Genomic DNA, 17,713 nt, shown 5'->3' with positions numbered 1-17,713 from the left:
GAATCGAGTCAGTTGTTCGTGAACCCAACGAGGATGCCGCCGGTCACCTTGACGCTGAGGTTGTACAGCACCGCGATGATCGCGCCCAGCGCGGTCGTCACGACGAGGTTCAGCAGCGACACGATGATGGCGAATCCCATGATGTTGCCGAGCGACAGGAATGCGGTGAGATCGCCCGCGGTGCCGGCGATGTCCTGCACGAGGTCGTTGACCATGGTGAAGATATCGGTCGAGTTCAGCACCGTCCAGACGAGGAACGTGGCGACGATGTTGATGACCGCGATGCACACGGCGACCAGGAAGGACAGCTTCAGCGCCGACCAGAAGTCGATGTAGACCAGCCGCAGGCGCACCTGCTTGGCCGGCGTCCGACGCGAGGACTTCTTCGCGAGCTTGTCCGCGACGCTACTCATCTGCTGCTTCTCCCTTTCCCGGCGAACCCTCGACGCCCTCCCCATCGTGCTCGGTGAGGTTCCGCTCGGTGTTCCGTGCGATCGCGATGATGCGATCGTCGTCCGCGAACTTCGCGAACACCACGCCCATCGTGTCCCGACCCTTGGCCGGGACCTCCGCGACGTCAGAGCGTACCACCTTGCCGCTGGCAAGGACCACAAGGACCTCGTCGCCCTCGGCGACGATGAGCGAGCCCACCAGATCGCCGCGGTCGCCGTTCAGCTTGGCCACCTTGATGCCCAGTCCGCTCCGCCCCTGGATGCGGTACTCCTCGACCGGCGTGCGCTTCGCCCAGCCGCCCTCGGTGACGACGAACACGTAGGTGTCGCTCGGGGAACGGCGCCCCTTCGCGGCATCCGGCCCATCGCCCTCGACCACGACGGACTGGCCCTCGGTGTGGGGCACGACGGATGCCTCGAGCAGCTCGTCGCCCTCGCGGAACGCGATGCCCTTGACGCCCGAGGTCGAACGGCCCATCGGCCGGAGCGCCTCGTCGGTGGCGGCGAAGCGCAGCGACATGCCCTTGCGCGACACGAGCAGCAGCTCGTCGCCCTCGTCGACCAGCATGGCGGAGACGAGTTCGTCGCCCTCGCGCAGGTTGATGGCGATGATGCCGCGCGAGCGGTTGGTGTCGTACTGCGTCAGCTCAGTCTTCTTGACGAGGCCGTCTCGCGTGGCGAGCACGAGGTGCCTGGCCACCTCGTAGTCGCGGATGTCGAGGATCTCGGCGATCTGCTCGTCGGGCTGCATCTCGAGCAGGTTCGCGACGTGCTGGCCCTTCGCGTCGCGGCCGGCCTCGAGGATCTCGTACGCCTTCGCGCGGTAGACCCGGCCCATGTTCGTGAAGAACAGCAGCCAGTGGTGCGTGGTCGTCACGAAGAAGTGCTCGACCACGTCGTCGGCGCGCAGCTGCGCGCCCTTCACGCCCTTGCCGCCGCGATGCTGCGAGCGGTAGTTGTCGCTGCGCGTGCGCTTGACGTATCCGCCGCGGGTGACGGTGACGACCATCTCCTCCTCGGGGATGAGGTCCTCCACGCTCATGTCGCCGTCGAAGCCGGGCATGATGTGCGTGCGGCGCTCGTCGCCGTACTTGTCGACGATGGTCGCGAGCTCGTCGCTGACGATCGCCCGCTGGCGGGACTCGTCGGCGAGGATCGCGAGGTACTCGGCGATCTCGCGCTCGAGTTCCTCGAGGCGGTCGATGATCTTCTGGCGCTCGAGCGCCGCGAGACGGCGCAGCTGCATCGTGAGGATGGCGTCGGCCTGCAGCTGGTCGACGTCGAGCAGCTCCATGAGGCCGGTGCGCGCAGTGTCGACGTCGGGTGAGCGGCGGATGAGCGCGATCACCTCGTCGAGCATGTCGAGCGCCTTCACGTAGCCGCGCTGGATGTGCGCGTCGGCCTCGGCCTTCGCGAGGCGGAACTTCGTGCGGCGCACGATCACGTCGACCTGGTGGTCGACCCAGTGCGCGATGAAGCCGTCGATCGAGAGGGTGCGGGGCACGCCGTCGACGATCGCGAGCATGTTCGCGCCGAAGTTCTCCTGCAACTGGGTGTGCTTGTACAGGTTGTTCAGCACGACCTTCGCGACCGCGTCGCGCTTCAGCACGATCACGAGTCGCTGGCCGGTGCGGCCCGAGGTCTCGTCGCGGATGTCGGCGATGCCGCCGATCTTCCCCTCCTTGACGAGGTCGGCGATCTTGATCGCCAGGTTGTCGGGGTTCACCTGGTACGGCAGCTCGGTGACCACGAGGCAGGTGCGGCCCTGCAGCTCCTCGACCGAGACGACCGCGCGCATGGTGATCGAGCCGCGGCCCGTGCGGTACGCGTCGTGGATGCCCTTCACGCCGAGGATCTGCGCCCCGGTCGGGAAGTCCGGCCCCTTGATGCGCTGGATCAGCGCCTCCTGGAGCTCCTCGCGCGAGGCATCCGGGTGCTCGAGGTACCACTGCGCACCCGACGCGACCTCGCGGAGGTTGTGCGGCGGGATGTTCGTGGCCATGCCGACCGCGATGCCGACGGAGCCGTTGACCAGCAGGTTCGGGAAGCGGCTCGGCAGGATCGACGGCTCCTGCGTGTGGCCGTCGTAGTTGTCCTGGAAGTCGACGGTGTCCTCGTCGATGTCGCGCACCATCTCGAGCGCGATCGGATGCATCTTGGTCTCGGTGTACCGCGGGGCGGCGGCGCCGTCGTTGCCGGGCGAGCCGAAGTTGCCCTGGCCGAGCGCGAGCGGGTAGCGCATCGACCACGGCTGGACGAGTCGGACGAGCGCGTCGTAGATCGCCGTGTCGCCGTGCGGGTGGAACTGGCCCATCACGTCGCCGACCACGCGCGAGCACTTCGAGAACGCCTTGTCGGGGCGGTAGCCGCCGTCGTACATCGCGTAGATCACGCGCCGGTGCACGGGCTTCAGCCCGTCGCGCACCTCGGGCAGCGCTCGCCCGACGATCACGCTCATCGCGTAGTCGAGGTACGACCGCTGCATCTCGAGCTGCAGGTCGACCTGGTCGATGCGGCCGTGCGGGTCGTGCCCCGCGTTCTCCTCGGGAGTGGTGACGTCTGCCATGTGTGCCGTTCAGTCCTCGTCGTCGCGCTCGATCAGATGTCGAGGAAGCGCACGTCCTTCGCGTTCTTCTGGATGAAGCTCCGGCGCGACTCGACGTCCTCGCCCATGAGCGTGGAGAAGATCTCGTCCGCGGCGGCCGCGTCGTCCATCGTGACCTGCAGCAGGGTGCGGGTCTCGGGGTTCATCGTGGTGTCCCAGAGCTCCTGGTGGTTCATCTCGCCGAGGCCCTTGTAGCGCTGGATGCCGTTCTCCTTCGGGATCCGCTTGCCGGCGGCCGTGCCGTCGGCGAGCAGGGCGTCGCGCTCGCGGTCGCTGTAGACGTACTCGTGGTCGGCGTTCGTCCACTTGAGTCGGTACAGCGGCGGCTGGGCGAGGTACACGTAGCCGAGGTCGATGAGCGGGCGCATGTACCGGAACAGCAGCGTGAGCAGCAGGGTCGTGATGTGCTGGCCGTCGACGTCGGCGTCGGCCATGAGCACGATCTTGTGGTACCTGACCTTCTCGGGGTCGAAGTCCTCGCCGATGCCGGCGCCGAACGCCGTGATCATCGCCTGCACCTCGTTGTTCGCGAGCGCCCGGTCGAGGCGGGCCTTCTCGACGTTCAGGATCTTGCCGCGCAGTGGCAGGATCGCCTGCGTCTCGGGGTTGCGCCCCTGCACGGCCGAGCCGCCCGCCGAGTCGCCCTCGACGATGAAGATCTCGGAGACCGTGGCATCCTTCGACGAGCAGTCCTTCAGCTTGCCTGGCATGCCGCCCGACTCCAAGAGGCCCTTGCGGCGGGTCGCCTCGCGGGCCTTGCGGGCGGCCATGCGCGCGGTCGCCGCCTGGATCGCCTTGCGGATGATGTCGCGTGCCTGATTCGGATTGCGGTCGAACCAGTCGCCGAGCTGCTCGGCCGTCACCCGCTGCACGAACGACTTCGCCTCGGTGTTGCCGAGCTTCGTCTTGGTCTGGCCCTCGAACTGCGGCTCCGAGAGCTTCACCGAGATGACGGCGGTGAGTCCCTCGCGCACGTCCTCGCCGGAGAGGTTGTCGTCCTTCTCCTTGAGGATGCCCTTCTCGCGGGCGTAGCGGTTGACGAGCGTCGTCAGCGCCGCGCGGAAGCCCTCCTCGTGGGTGCCGCCCTCGTGCGTGTTGATCGTGTTCGCGTAGGTGTGGACGGACTCGTTGTACGCGGTGGTCCACTGCATCGCGACCTCGAGCGCGATGTGCCGGTCGGTGTCCTCCGACTCGAACGAGATGATCTCGTCGTTGACGAGGTCGGACTTCTTCGCGTGGTTCAGGTACTCGACGTAGTCGACGAGCCCGCGCTCGTAGAGGAAGGTGTCGGTGCGCGCCGGCTCTGCGACGTCGTCGGCCTCCTCCTCGGTGACCTGCAGCTCGGCTCGGCGGTCGGTCAGCGTGATGCGCAGCCCCTTGTTCAGGAACGCCATCTGCTGGAAGCGGGTGCGGAGCGTCTCGTAGTCGAACTCGACGGTCTCGAAGATCTCGGCGCTCGGCCAGAACGTGATGGCGGTGCCGGTCTCGTCGCTCGCGTCGCCCTGCGCGAGCGGGGCATCCGGCACACCCGTCGTGTACGACTGGGTCCAGATGGAGCCCTGCCGGCGCACCTCGACGTCGAGTCGGCTCGAGAGTGCGTTGACCACCGAGGAACCCACGCCGTGCAGGCCGCCGGAGACCGCGTACCCGCCGCCGCCGAACTTGCCGCCGGCGTGCAGCACCGTCAGCACGACCTCGACGGTCGAGCGCCCCTCCGTCTTGTGCAGGTCGACGGGGATGCCGCGGCCGTTGTCGACGACCCGAACCCCGCCGTCCTCCAGGATGGTGACCTCGATCGCGTCGCAGAAGCCCGCGAGCGCCTCGTCGACCGAGTTGTCGACGATCTCGTAGACGAGGTGGTGGAGGCCGCGCGGACCGGTCGACCCGATGTACATTCCGGGACGCTTCCGAACCGCTTCGAGGCCCTCGAGAACCTGAATCGCGTCTGCGCCGTATTCCGGCAGCTGCTGGGCCTTCGTCGGTTCGGCTGTCATGTGTGAATCGGGCTCCTGACCGTCGTCCTGGCGACACTCCAGCCTATCAATCTTCGGCAGCCGCCGAGGCGCGACGTGGCCGTCTGCGGGCCTTTCCACAGACCGGTGACCGAATTTGTCTGGTCAGCCGTAGGTATCGCGCGGACCCCGCCCTGGAACCGATCTGGGCCCCTTTTTCCAGGATGGGGCGTCCGGGCCTTGGAATCGGATCGACTCGACGCCCGCCTCCGGATACCGGTCGACGATGCGCGCGGCGATCGTCGTGCGCATCATGCGCAGCTGCGTCGCCCACGCCGTCGAATCGCACCGGACGGTCAGCACACCGTGCTCCAGGCCCACGGGCTCGGAGTGCCGGGCGGTCTCCTCGCCGGCCACCTCCGACCACGACGACAGCAGCTCCTGCTGCGCGAGCGGCGAGCTCCAGCCGAGCTCCGCGGTGAGGGTGTCGAGGGTGTCGCCGAGGGGGCGCGGCTCGCGACCGATGCCGAACGGCGCGCTCGCTCCGCGCGCGGGCTCGTCGCGCCGGCGTCGGCGGGATCCGGTCGGCGCACCGCCGAAGACCTCGCGGAAGTGCTGGTAGACGCGGATCGCCTCGCTCGTGGCGTCGGCCGGCATGCGAGCGCTCGGCTCAGGCATTCTCGACCTCCTCGCTGCGGGACCCGACTTCGGCTCCATCCTCCTCCGAACCGCCGACGATCGTGCCGCGCTCGATGCCGACCACGCGACCCGCCAGCGACTCGGGGACGTCCTCGATGACGGCCGCCGTGATCAGCACCTGCTCGAAGTCGCCGATGGAGGCGGCCAGGCGGTCGCGCCGGCCGCGGTCGAGCTCGGCGAACACGTCGTCGAGGATCAGCACGGGATCGCCCGTCGTCGAGTCGGCGCGCAGCAGCTCGGCCGAGGCGATCTTGAGCGCGAGCGCGAACGACCAGGATTCGCCGTGCGACGCGTACCCCTTCGCGGGCAGCCCGTTCAGCTCGAGCAGCACGTCGTCGCGGTGCGGCCCCGCCAGCGTGACGCCGCGCTCGAGCTCCTTCGGGCGGAGCCCGGCGAGCGCCTCGCGGAAGCGGGCAGCGGTATCGGATGCGACGGGCACGGCGCGGTCGGGCGGCGCACCGGGCGCGGATTCGGCGCCGCTCCGCTCGACGTCCTCGCCTGCCCCGTCGATGGAGAGGCGGGGCTCGAGGCGCGGCGCGTGGTCGTCGTCGACGATTCCGCGGTACGCGGAACGCACCGGTTCGGCGAGGTCGGCCACGAGTTCCGCTCGGCGGTCGATGACCTCGGTGCCCAGCTCCACGAGCCGTTCGTCCCAGATCTCCAGGGTCGGCAGCTGCGCGTTGCGCAGGCCGCTCGAGCGCGCCGACTTGAGGAGCGAGTTGCGCTGGCGCAGCACGCGGTCGTAGTCGGCGAGGACGCCGGCGATGCGAGGCATCCGCTGCACCAGCAGGTCGTCGAGGAACCTGCGCCGCACGCCGGGGTCGCCCCGCACGATCGCGAGGTCCTCCGGCGCGAACAGCACCGAGTGCGTGTAGCGCGGCAGCTCTCGCGTGCGCACTCCGTTGCGATTGACCTGCGCCTTGTTCGCGGCACCGCGGTTGAGCTGCACCTCGACCAGCACCTCGCGACCAGCGTGGGCGAGCAGCGCGCGGATGATCGCCGAGTCGGCGCCCGCGCGGATCAGCGCGTGCTCGCTCGACACCCGGTGCGAACCGAGCGTCGAGAGGTAGCCGATCGCCTCGACCAGGTTGGTCTTGCCGTGCCCGTTGCGCCCCGCGAACACGGTCGCGCCGGGCTCCAGCAGGAGCTCGGCATGGCCGTAGTTGCGGTAGTCGGTGAGCGAGAGTCGGGAGATGTGCATGCGTCGGCGGTGCTACTCCCCGGCCGGCGTGACGGCGTGGCCGCCGAACTGGTTGCGGAGTGAGGCCACGGCGCGCATGGCCGGGGAGTCCTGCTGGCGCGAGACGAACCTCGCGAAGATGGCCGCGCTGATCGTCGGCACGGGGACGGCCTGGTCGATCGCCTCCTCGACGGTCCACCTGCCCTCGCCTGAGTCGTTGACGTAGCCGCGGATGTCGTCGAGCTCCGGGTCCTCCTGGAGCGCACGTACGAGCAACTCGAGCAGCCAGGACCGCACCACGGTGCCGCGCTGCCAGCCGGCGAAGGTCGCCTCGACGTCGGTGACGAGGTCGCTGCGCTTCGCCAGCAGCTCGTACCCCTCGGCGTACGCCTGCATGAGCGCGTACTCGACGCCGTTGTGCACCATCTTCGCGTAGTGCCCGGCGCCGATGGGCCCCACGTGCGAGAAGCCCTCCTCGCGCGGACCCTCGGGGCGCAACGCGTCGAACACCGGCATCGCACGCTCGACGTCGGCGTCGGCACCGCCGACCATGAGGCCGTACCCGTAGCGGTCGCCCCAGACTCCGCCCGAGACGCCGGCGTCGACGAACCGGATGCCGTGGACGTCGAGGCGCTGACCGTAGCGCAGGTCGTCGGTGTACCGCGAGTTGCCGCCGTTGATCACGAGGTCGCCCTCGTCGAGGAACTCCGAGAGGTCGGCGACCACGCCGTCGGTGATGCGACCCGACGGCACCATGACCCAGACGAGTCGCGGCGCCGGCAACGCCTCGACCAGGTCGTGCAGGCTCTCGACGTCGGAGAGGTCGGGGTTCGTGTCGAACCCCGTCACCTCGATGTCGTGCTCGCGGAGGCGCTCACGCATGTTCGCGCCCATCTTGCCCAGGCCGATGATTCCGATGTGCATGTCGTTCCCCTGATCGCTGGTCACGCCGCCGTGACCCCCTCGCCGACCGCGCGGGTCGGATCAGCGCAGCAGCAGGTTCGGCTGCAGGAGGTACCGGTAGCTGTCGGATCCCGCCTGTTCGCGGGAGGTCTGGCTCGTGATCAGCACGGGCCCGGGCTTGTTGGGGTTGTCGGTCTTGGTGAAGGCGATGCGGACGAACTCCGAGTGCACCGCGCCCAGGCCGTCGAGCAGGAACTGCGGCTTCAGCGAGACGACCGTCGGGTCGCCCGTCAGCACGGCGTCGATGGTCTCGCTCGCCTGCGCCTGCTCGCTGCCGATCGCCTCGAGGGTGAGACCGTCGGCGCCGAAGGTGTAGCGCAGCGCTGCCTCGCGCTCGAGCACGAGGGCGACGCGTCGGGTCGCCTCGATGAGGTCCGCCGTGTTCATCACGGCGTAGTTCTGCACGTCGTCGGGGAAGAGCCGACGGACGGGCGGGAAATTGCCCTTGATCAGCAAGGAAGTGACGGTCTTCTTGTCTGCGGTGAAGGCGATGAGCTCGCGATCGTCCCGGCTGGTGATCGAGACCGAGATGTTGCCGGAGTGGCCGAAGGTCTTGCCGACCTCCTGCAGGGTGCGCGCCGGTACGAGCGCGGTGAGCGACTCGCCTCCGGTCGCCACGGACCCGCCGTCCCATTCCACCTGGCGAACGGCCACGCGATAGCGGTCGGTCGCGACCAGGCCGAGGCTCGTCTCGGCGACCTCGAGCTGCACGCCGGTGATCACGGGCGTCACGTCGTCGCGCGACGCGGCGACCGCGACCTGCGCGACGGCTGCGGCGAACTCCTCCGCCGGGACGAGTCCCGACTGGTCGCCGACCTCGGGGATGCTCGGATACTCCTCGACCGGCATCGACAGCAGGGTGAAGCTGGCCGAACCGCAGCTGACCGTGATGCGTCCCTCCTCGGTGCTGAATCGCACGGGGGCGTTCGGCAGCCGGCTGGCGATCTCCGCGAGGAGTCGTCCGGAGACGAGCACCGTCCCCGCCTCCTCGACGTCGGCCGCGATCTCGGTCTTCGAGGAGACCTCGTAGTCGAAGGACGACAGGACGAGGCCGTCGTCGCCGGCCTCGATGAGCACGCCACTGAGGATCGGGAGGGTAGTGCGCTGCGGCAACAGCTTCACCGCGAACGAGACGGCTTCGCTGAAGACGTCTCGGTTGACCTGGAACTTCACGCGCTCTCCCGTCGGTGGTCGGTTCGCTGGTGGCTCCAATGCTAGTGGGAGAGGCGTGGGCGGCGTTGGAGGCGACGGTGCATCGGCTTCTCCACGGCCCTGTGCACCGATCGTTGTCGGAGGTGGACGGAGAGAAGAGGAGTTCTTAACAGCGTTAACCGGTGTGGAAACTGTGGATAACCGTGTGGGAGGCCCTCGTTTCCGCGGAACTACATTCGTGTCATTTGTGGGCGGACTGTGAGAGACGCGTGATTCCGGGGCTCGCGGCGCTCAGGGGCATCCGATCTCATTCCACAGGCGTGATGGATCCGTCCACAGCCCGGTGGTGTGCCGTCGGCGGGTTTCCACAGGTTATCCACATGTGCAGAGTGCGCGTGGAAGCGAGGTCGAACCGGCGCCGGCGTCGTCACGGCGCGGCCGATCGGGCGGGAGCAGAGCAGGAGGCCGTACGCATGCGGCCCGCAGGGTCAGCGGTAGCGGCTGTTCTGCTTGATGCGCGCGGTCAGCTCGGTGACCTGGTTGTAGATCGAACGACGCTCCTTCATGAGCTCGCTGATCTTCTTGTTCGCGTACATCACGGTGGTGTGGTCGCGGTTGCCGAACAGCTGGCCGATCTTGGGCAGGGAGAGATTGGTGAGCTCGCGGCAGAGGTACATCGCGATCTGCCGTGCCGTCGCCACGGCCTGCGACCGGCTCGAGCCGTACAGGTCGTCGACCGTGAGCTTGAAGTAGTCCGCGGTGTTCGTGATGATGTCGACCGGCGCGATGACGTTGTCCTCGTCGTCGGTGATCAGGTCCTTCAGCACGGTCTGCACGAGCGGCAGGTCGACCGGGGTGCGGTTCAGGCTCGCGAAGGCCGTGACGCGGATGAGTGTGCCCTCGAGCTCGCGGATGTTGCTCGACACCTTCGACGCCATGTACTCCAGGATCTCGTCGGGCACCTGGAGTCGCTCCGACTGCGCCTTCTTGCGGAGGATCGCGATGCGGGTCTCGAGGTCTGGCGCCTGCACGTCGGTGATGAGGCCCCACTCGAACCGGCTGCGCATGCGGTCCTCGAAGCCGGTGAGGTGCTTCGGCGGCACGTCGCTGGTGATCACGACCTGCTTGTTGTGGTCGTGCAGGGTGTTGAACGTGTGGAAGAACGCCTCCTGCGTCTCCGCCTTGCCCTGGAGGAACTGGATGTCGTCGATCAGCAGGATGTCGATGTTGCGGTAGCGCTGCTGGAACAGCGAGCCGCGGTTGTTCGCGATCGAGTTGATGAAGTCGTTCGTGAACTCCTCGCTCGACACGTACCGCACGCGGATGCCCGGGTACAGGCTCAGGGCGTAGTGGCCGATCGCGTGCAGGAGGTGCGTCTTGCCGAGGCCCGACTCGCCGTACACGAAGAGCGGGTTGTACGCCTTCGCGGGGGCCTCGGCGACGGCGACCGCCGCCGCGTGGGCGAAGCGGTTGGACTGGCCGATGACGAAGTTGTCGAAGCTGTACTTCGGGTTGAGGCGTGCATCCCGCGGTCGCTCTGCGGCCGTGTCGAACACCGATTGCGGCGACGCGGGGAGTTCGACGACGTTGCCGTCGGCGGGCGCTGCGGCGGTCGGGCCCACGTCACGGGCCTCGACGCCCGCCTGGTGCGCTCCCGCCAGCACGGGCTGCGGCGTGATCGGGGTGTCCTGCTCCAGCTCGGGGTTCACCACGACGTAGAAGGACGTGACCGACGGCGTCTCGATCGCGCCCATCGCCGTGAGCAGCGAGACCCGCATCCGCTGGTTGAGCATGCTCGCGGTGAAGTCGTTCGGCACCTCGAGGTAGAACGTGCCGGCCGCGATGCCCTTCGGCTCGACGAGGTTGAGAAAGCCCTGGAGCATCGGCGTGACCGCTTCGTCCGCTTCGAGTCGGTCCATGACCGTGGCCCACGTGTCGGATATGGGCTGCTCGGTCATGGTTCCCCGCAATCGGTCGGTGGCCTCGGGCGTCGTTCGTCGATCCCCGGTCGACATGCTGAACGAAGCGAGGTGGACAACTCACAGTTCCATCCACAGCCTGTGGGCAGATCCGGCGCGATTCCCGCGGTCATGCGTCCGAGGCTGGGGATAACTTGGTTGTTTACGGTACCCAATCGGACTCCCCTCGACAAATGCGATTTCCGGTGTCGGCGACGGGCTCGGCGTGTCGCACCATGGCGTAACCTGAGTGATCGGCGATAATCGACGGTTCGCAGTGCGTTCTGGTTTGACCAGCGCTCTGCGAGGCCGTAGTTTTAATCAGTTGACCGCGAGGCCTCGAGGGGCCGCCACTGCTTTCCCGGTCACGCCCTCGGGTCGTGACTGCGGACACGAATCACCCAATCGGAGCACAGAATGAGCAAGCGCACTTTCCAGCCCAACAACCGCCGCCGCGCCAAGGTGCACGGCTTCCGCCTGCGCATGCGCACCCGCGCCGGCCGCTCGATCATCTCGGCGCGCCGCCGCAAGGGTCGTACCGAACTCTCCGCGTAAGCACCAGTGCTCGCTCCCGCCCACCGCATCACGAGCGCCGACGACTACCGGTCCGTGGTGCGGAGGGGTGCGAAGCGCGTGGGGGCGCACACGGTGAGCTACGTCCGGCGCACCCCGGGCAATGCTCAGCCGCGGTTCGGATTCATCGTGTCGAAGAAGGTCGGCTCCGCCGTTCGGCGGAACCTGGTCCGGCGTCGTCTGAAGGCCGCCAGCCGTGAACTCGTTGATGCCGGCGTGCTCGGAGTCGATGTCGTGTTCCGCGCACTGCCCTCCGCAGCCGACGCCGATTGGCCGGCCTTGCGCGGCGACGTGGCCGCCGCCGTCGGCGAGACAGGGAGGCGTTGATGCGCGCAGTCCTGCTCTGGGTCCTCCTCCTCCCCCGCAACATCCTCGTCCTGCTGCTCCGTGCCTACCGCGCGGTGATCTCGCCCCTCTACGGCGACGTGTGCAGGTATTACCCCTCGTGTTCCGCGTACTCGCTCGGTGCGGTGCAGGAACACGGCGCGGTCGTGGGCTCGGCCCTGACCATCCGTCGTCTCGCACGCTGTCATCCCTGGGCGGAGGGCGGCATCGACGATGTGCCCGCCTCCCGGCGCCAGCGCTTCCACACCACCCGATTCGGTTTCGTCGTCGCCGCCCCTGGAAAGGACTGATCCACCCCCATGGACATCATCAGCACCATTCTCTGGCCCATCAAATGGGTCATCGAGCTCATCCTGGTCGGGTTCCACAGCCTGTTCACGTTCTTCGGCATGGACGGGGACGCGGGTCTCACCTGGGTGCTCTCGATCGTCGGCCTGGTGGTCGTCGTACGTGCTGCACTGATTCCGGTGTTCGTCCGGCAGATCAAGAACCAGCGGCGGATGCTCGAGGTGGCGCCGCACCTGAAGAAGATCCAGGACAAGTACAAGGGCAAGAAGGACCAGTTCTCTCGTGAGGCCATGTCGCGCGAGACGATGGAGCTCTACAAGCGCACGGGTACGAACCCACTCTCGTCGTGCCTGCCGTTGCTGCTCCAGATGCCGATCTTCTTCGGCCTCTTCTCGGTGCTGAACGACGCCGCGCGCAATGACGCCGCGGGCGTGGGCCTGCTGAACCAGGACCTCGCCGACTCGCTCAACCAGGCCGAGCTGCTCGGCGCCCCGCTCAGCTCGACGTTCATCGAGGCCGTGAACGCGGGCGGTCCGTGGCAGACCATGGTCATCGCGGTGGTCATGATCATCCTGATGACGGCCTCGCAGTTCATCACGCAGCTCCAGATCGTCTCCAAGAACATGTCGCCGGAGACCAAGGCGAGCCCGATGTTCCGTCAGCAGCGCATCCTGCTCTACCTGCTCCCCCTCGTGTTCGCGGTGTCGGGTGTCGCGTTCCCCATCGGTGTGATGTTCTACTGGCTGACCTCGAACTTCTGGACCATGGGCCAGCAGTTCATCGTCATCCGCAACATGCCGACGCCCGGCAGCGAGGCGGCGAAGGCCCGCGAAGCGCGACTGGCGCGGCGAGGCAAGCTGCCCGCGGCGAACGAGGAGTCGGGCCCGGCGCCCGAGGTCGAGGCACCCAAGCCCACGCAGCGCCAGCAGCCGATCAGCAAGGCGCGCGCCAAGAAGAAGCCCGGAAACCGGAAGTAGGACCATGACCGACGTTCAGCACGAGCAGCCGACCGCGGACGCATTCGCGGATGAGGGCGAGATCGCGGCCGACTACATCGAGGAACTCCTCGACATCTGCGACATCGACGGTGACATCGACATCGATGTCACCGATCAGCGCGCGATGGTGTCGGTGACGGCGACCGAGGGGTCCAACCTCTCGGTGCTCTCCAAGCCGGAGGTCGTCTCGGCCCTGCAGGAACTCGTACGGCTCGCCGTGCAGTCGAAGACCGGCGCGTTCTCGCGCATGATCCTCGACATCGGCGGGTCCCGCGACCAGCGGAAGGCCGAGCTCTCCCGCCTGGTCTCTCGTGCGGTCGAGCGCATCGAGGCGGGTTCCCCCGACGCATCGCTCCCGCCCATGTCGTCGTACGAGCGGAAGATCGTGCACGACCTGGTCGCCGAGCGCGGCTTCCACTCGGAGTCGAGCGGCGAGGGCAAGGACCGCCACACCGTCATCACCCGCGGCTGACCCGTTTCACGTGAAACGATGAGCCTCGAGATCGAGCCCGCCGATGCTGCGGTCGTCTTCGGCGACCGCCTCGATGCGGTGCGTGCCTTCACCCGCAACCTCGCCGATCGCGGTGAGGAGCTCGGCCTGATCGGACCGCTCGAACTCCCCGCCTGTGGTCGCGCCACATCGTGAACAGCGGTCTCGTCGCGCCGCTGCTGCGACCCGGCCGGGTCGGCGACGTCGGCAGTGGAGCCGGGCTTCCCGGCTTGGTGCTCGCGTTGACGCGCCCGGACGTCGAGTTCGTGCTGATCGAACCGATGGAGCGTCGCGTGGCGTGGCTCAACGATCAGGTGGACGCGCTCGAGCTTCGGAACGTCGAGGTCGTCCGAGCCCGTGCCGAGGAAGCGAAGCTCGACGGAACCCTCGACCAGGTGACCGCGCGTGCGGTGAGCGCGCTGCGCACGTTGATCCCTGTCACCGCTCCCCTGCTGCGCTCCGGCGGCGAGTTGGTGCTGATGAAGGGCGCGAACGCGGCGAAGGAGATCGACGCGGCGGCCAAGCCGATCCGGAAGTACGGGCTCTCCGATGTCGAGGTACTCGTGCTCGGCGAGGGCGTGGTTTCCGAGCCCACTCGCGTGGTGCGCGCACGCCGAAGCTGAGGCTCGCGCCGATCGAACCGAGTCGCTCGATGTCTCACGTGGAACATCGTCGAGCACTGGGATGGCTCCCGGGTCGCACCTCGGATGACTGCTCGCGAGCCCCATGCGTCATGGCCCGTAGATTTGCGGGATGCGTGTGCTCCGCTGGGATGGGTATCCCAACTGCCGTGACCTCGGCGGGCTGCCGACGTCCGCCTCGCTGACCGGCCTCACCGCACTGCGGCGTGTGGCACGGGGTCCACGCCGTGAGCGCCTGACCGCACGGGGATGGGACGACGCCCGGTCGTGGGGCATCCGAGCGATCGTCGACCTGCGGAGTGAACAGGAGGCGGGGCCTCGGGACGGGGACCCCGATCTGCCTGAATCGATCACGGCGGGCATCGAGTCACTCCAGCGTCCGACCGAGGACCAGTCCGACGCGGAGTTCCGCCGTCGCTGCCTGCCGATCCTCGACTCGCCGGAGTACTGGGCGCACAACTGGGAACTGCAGGCGCTCCTCGTGCGGGCCGCGCTCGAGTCCATCGCCTCCGCCGGGCCGGGCGTGCTCGTGCACTGCAGCGCCGGCCGGGACCGCACTGGCATGATCTCCGCCCTCCTCCTCGGCAACGCGGGCGTCGAGCCGGACGCGGTGGTCGACGACTACGTCGAGTCGGTCGTCGTCATGTCTGAGGACACCTCGCTCCGCGCGCACGGCTCCGGGCCCAGGCGGTCGCGCTCCGAGCTCGAGGACTGGTTGGTCGGGAAAACCGACATCGTGCGAGCGACCGCCGAGGACGCACCGTCGCTCCTGGCCGCGTTGGGAGTGGACGACGATGCTCGTTCGCGGCTTCGACGCCTGCTCCTCCCGTGACGATTCCGTCGACGCATGCCTGCGCAACCAATGCAGGCGGAGCGATGCGCTCACTCATGAGCGCCGCTCCGTAAGGGGCGCGGTTCGCTGAGCCGGGTTGCATGTGTCCACGGTGCCGGCGGCATCGTGAGGATTCACGGAGTGGCGGGCTCTGTGCAGTCGAGTTGCGGCCGCCAGGTCGAGAAGACCCCATTGCACCGTGCATCGACAGTCCCTCGTGCGGATGCGGCCGACGTGCGAGAAGCGGTGCGGAAGCCGTGGTGCACCCGCGAGACGACGGTGCCGTCAACTGCGCTCACTCCATCGTGGTGTCCGCCAGGTTGCGCCACGCTGAGCCGACGGGGCGGTCGCGGTTTTGCCAGCGGTCGCGGTGGCGTCGCAGGTGGCCGCCGCGGATCGTTCGCCACATGGTGGGCGCACCCGTGCGACTCGACGCGGTTCGCCGCCACGTCCGTGCGCGCTGCGTACCGGGGCGGGAAGAGGTGGTGAGGATTCGTGCCAGCGAGCCGTGACTGGGCTTCCCCGGGGGTGCGCCACACGAGCGGGGCGTCACTGTTTCACGTGAAACGGTGGGGCGGAACCCCCCAGCCGTCGGGCCAGGCGCAAATTCTTGATGTGCTGTTCCTTCGTCCATTGCCAGCACGTGTGCCGGACCGTCATGGTCGGAGTGAGGTCGGGTGCGCCACGCCGTGAGGGGACATCGATGATCGGCCTGAGCGTTCCGAGCGGCTCGCCGAACGGGTGTTCCGCGTCGAAAGCTGCCCCGTCGTCGAGCCTGCGCCAATGACGCGCCCGGCTCGTTGCTCGCCCGATCGACCGATCGGTCCTCGCAGGCGACAGCGTCGTGCCCGCCAGGCAACGTACGTCCGCGCTGCCGCCGTGTCCGACGCGGACGTACGGTACCTGCACAGGATCACGTCGTCAGTGGTTGCGAGCTCGGCTCGGTGCGGAACTCACCTCGCACGCAGGTCTCGGCGCCTGCATAGAGGACGTATGGGCTCGCATGATCCCTCGAGCCGGCGTGGGCCCGACTGACCGACTGTCGGCCAGGCCCTCGGTGGTCGCCCCAGCTGGCCCGACGGCGACGCCCAGCCTGTGTTCACCCGAGCTGCACCGATGTGGCCGAACCGAGGCAGCCGAACCGAGGCCCCTGAGGAGCTCGGCCGATGCACCGTCGGAGTCGGGAGTGGCCGAAGGGCTCCACGCACGCGGTGGTGATCGCTTCCGTGAACGCGTTGCGTGGCGACGCCGACCGTCGCGCGTCACAGGCCACCCGGACGCTGTCAATCGCAGAGCACCTCACCAAATCCCAAAAGCTGCGCACGCTCGCGAAGGTCGCTCCCCGCGCCCGGGCGTGCGCGCTGCTCGGCGCGGTCGTCGCCCGGGATCGACGACACGGTGCGACGGCGGCGCGTTCGTGTGGAGGCGCGGCACGGTCCGCCCGGTCGCGTGGTGGATCGCACGGGCAGCTTGAACGCCAGGATCGCGCGCGACGTCGATGTTCCACATGAAACATCGGTGCTTCCGCGCGGCACGACGGTCCCGGGACACCGAAACGGAGTGCGGCTCCCCAACTGGAACACCCGGGAGCAAGGACGCCTTCGACCCGCGCCGCTGGGCGCCCGCCACGGACGGCCGGTTCCGCACGCTCTGCGCGTGGGGGGTGTCACCTGGGGCGACTGGACCACGCTGCTTCGGGTTGGACCCCTGGGCGGGCGCCGCCCCGATATGGGAGAGGAATCGATGATTCACGTTGGCAGGCCGAGGTCGCGAGGAGCGCCGCTGGGCAGTCACCACGGCGGCCGAAGCTTTGGGTTCCGCGCGTGGGCCGGGGTCGCTTGGGGGGCGAGGAGAACCACAGTGCTTCGCGTTCCGCCGCCCGCCCAGCGGCCGTCGTCCCGACCAGGAGAGGAGCCGATGTTTCACGTGAAACGACTCGAGTGTCGTGGATGTGCACGCCTCCACAGGAGGAATCACGCAGGAGTTCGCGAGACGACCGAAATCGATCGTCGGACGTGAGGGTCCCCGGTTACTCTGGAGTGCCGAGCAACGGTTCGACCGTGGCTCTCCGCAGACGGGGTAGGAGTGGGAATGGCGCAGGGATCCGGTCGGGGTTGGTTCCGAAGGAAGCAGAGTACGCCTTCCGAACCGGACACCGGGTCTCGGACGGCGGATGCTGCCCCGCCGAACGTGCCACCGCCGCCCGCACCGCAGGTCACGACTCCGCCCGTGACTGCCAACCCGGCGACCGACACGACCGCAGGCGTCCCCGGTGCACCCTCGCCCACCCCGTCGTTCTCCGCGGATTCGCACCAGGGAGAGTCGCAGGCCGCGGCATCTCCGGATCTGCACCTGGCTCCCGGCGCGATCGCCGTCGCCCAGATGGCTCCGGCGCAGGCCACTCGCGACGCGTCTGCCGATCAGGAGGACTACGCGCGGTACGCCCCAGCGCCTGCACCGGCACCCGCGCGTGAGTCGACGACCGAACCGTCAGTACCCGAGGCACCATCCGCTGCAGCCACCCCGGTCGAGCACACTGCGTCCGAGAGCGAGCACCCGACCGACGACACGGAGACGGCAACGGC

The 17,713-nt window shown here is 68.3% G+C and carries 14 protein-coding genes and 1 pseudogene; 7 read left to right on the top strand and 8 right to left on the bottom strand.

The features are described 5' to 3' along the window. Positions 1–8: 8 nt before the first annotated feature. The 8 genes from QUE38_RS07900 to dnaA form a co-directional block, all read right to left on the bottom strand. Positions 9–413: a DUF3566 domain-containing protein gene (locus tag QUE38_RS07900; RefSeq protein ID WP_286311367.1), complete on the bottom strand. Its 405-nt coding sequence runs from the start codon at positions 411–413 to the stop codon at positions 9–11. Continuing rightward, positions 406–3,018, bottom strand: coding sequence for a DNA gyrase subunit A (gene gyrA / locus QUE38_RS07895; RefSeq protein WP_286311365.1), 2,613 nt, complete (start codon positions 3,016–3,018; stop codon positions 406–408). Before gyrA ends, QUE38_RS07900 begins: the two co-directional genes overlap by 8 nt. Before the next feature lie 32 nt (positions 3,019–3,050). After that, positions 3,051–5,051, bottom strand: coding sequence for a DNA topoisomerase (ATP-hydrolyzing) subunit B (gene gyrB, locus QUE38_RS07890; RefSeq protein ID WP_286311363.1), 2,001 nt, complete (start codon positions 5,049–5,051; stop codon positions 3,051–3,053). A gap of 123 nt (positions 5,052–5,174) precedes the next feature. Continuing rightward, positions 5,175–5,687, bottom strand: a complete 513-nt coding sequence (locus QUE38_RS07885; protein WP_286311361.1) for a DciA family protein — start codon at positions 5,685–5,687, stop codon at positions 5,175–5,177. After that, positions 5,680–6,909 carry a DNA replication/repair protein RecF gene (gene recF / locus QUE38_RS07880; RefSeq protein ID WP_286311359.1) on the bottom strand — a complete coding sequence of 410 codons (1,230 nt, stop codon included), beginning with the start codon at positions 6,907–6,909 and terminating at the stop codon, positions 5,680–5,682. The genes QUE38_RS07885 and recF overlap by 8 nt, the downstream gene beginning before the upstream one ends. 12 nt (positions 6,910–6,921) lie before the next feature. Beyond that, positions 6,922–7,812 (bottom strand): phosphogluconate dehydrogenase (NAD(+)-dependent, decarboxylating), encoded by an 891-nt coding sequence (gene gnd, locus QUE38_RS07875; protein ID WP_286311358.1) that lies wholly within the window; start codon positions 7,810–7,812, stop codon positions 6,922–6,924. A gap of 60 nt (positions 7,813–7,872) precedes the next feature. Beyond that, positions 7,873–9,024 carry a DNA polymerase III subunit beta gene (dnaN, locus tag QUE38_RS07870; protein WP_286311357.1) on the bottom strand — a complete coding sequence of 384 codons (1,152 nt, stop codon included), beginning with the start codon at positions 9,022–9,024 and terminating at the stop codon, positions 7,873–7,875. 467 nt (positions 9,025–9,491) lie between these two features. After that, positions 9,492–10,961, bottom strand: coding sequence for a chromosomal replication initiator protein DnaA (gene dnaA, locus QUE38_RS07865; RefSeq protein WP_286311356.1), 1,470 nt, complete (start codon positions 10,959–10,961; stop codon positions 9,492–9,494). Between the two features lie 417 nt (positions 10,962–11,378). Here dnaA and rpmH point away from each other — a divergent pair, with 417 nt between their 5' ends. The 7 genes and pseudogenes from rpmH to QUE38_RS07830 all read left to right on the top strand — a co-directional run bounded on the left by rpmH (position 11,379) and on the right by QUE38_RS07830 (position 15,128). Next, positions 11,379–11,516 carry a 50S ribosomal protein L34 gene (gene rpmH, locus QUE38_RS07860; RefSeq protein ID WP_281883616.1) on the top strand — a complete coding sequence of 46 codons (138 nt, stop codon included), beginning with the start codon at positions 11,379–11,381 and terminating at the stop codon, positions 11,514–11,516. Between the two features lie 6 nt (positions 11,517–11,522). Further along, the gene (gene rnpA, locus QUE38_RS07855; protein WP_350227607.1) at positions 11,523–11,861 is read left to right on the top strand and encodes a ribonuclease P protein component; all 339 of its coding nucleotides are present in this window, start codon (positions 11,523–11,525) and stop codon (positions 11,859–11,861) included. Then, on the top strand, positions 11,861–12,169 hold the full coding sequence (yidD, locus tag QUE38_RS07850; RefSeq protein ID WP_286311354.1) for a membrane protein insertion efficiency factor YidD: 309 nt from the start codon (positions 11,861–11,863) through the stop codon (positions 12,167–12,169). The genes rnpA and yidD overlap by 1 nt, the downstream gene beginning before the upstream one ends. A gap of 9 nt (positions 12,170–12,178) precedes the next feature. After that, the gene (yidC, locus tag QUE38_RS07845) at positions 12,179–13,144 is read left to right on the top strand and encodes a membrane protein insertase YidC (RefSeq protein WP_286311353.1); all 966 of its coding nucleotides are present in this window, start codon (positions 12,179–12,181) and stop codon (positions 13,142–13,144) included. Positions 13,145–13,148: 4 nt separating this feature from the next. Beyond that, positions 13,149–13,637, top strand: coding sequence for a Jag family protein (locus QUE38_RS07840; protein ID WP_286311351.1), 489 nt, complete (start codon positions 13,149–13,151; stop codon positions 13,635–13,637). A gap of 18 nt (positions 13,638–13,655) precedes the next feature. Next, positions 13,656–14,278: pseudogene (gene rsmG / locus QUE38_RS07835) on the top strand (16S rRNA (guanine(527)-N(7))-methyltransferase RsmG). Between the two features lie 130 nt (positions 14,279–14,408). Further along, the gene (locus QUE38_RS07830; protein ID WP_286311348.1) at positions 14,409–15,128 is read left to right on the top strand and encodes a tyrosine-protein phosphatase; all 720 of its coding nucleotides are present in this window, start codon (positions 14,409–14,411) and stop codon (positions 15,126–15,128) included. Positions 15,129–17,713: the final 2,585 nt, after the last annotated feature.

It is taken from the genome of Agromyces mangrovi (assembly GCF_030296695.1).
Classification (GTDB): domain Bacteria; phylum Actinomycetota; class Actinomycetes; order Actinomycetales; family Microbacteriaceae; genus Agromyces; species Agromyces mangrovi.
Note: the sequence above shows the minus strand (reverse complement) of the source record. Positions and strands in the feature narration are given on the sequence as shown.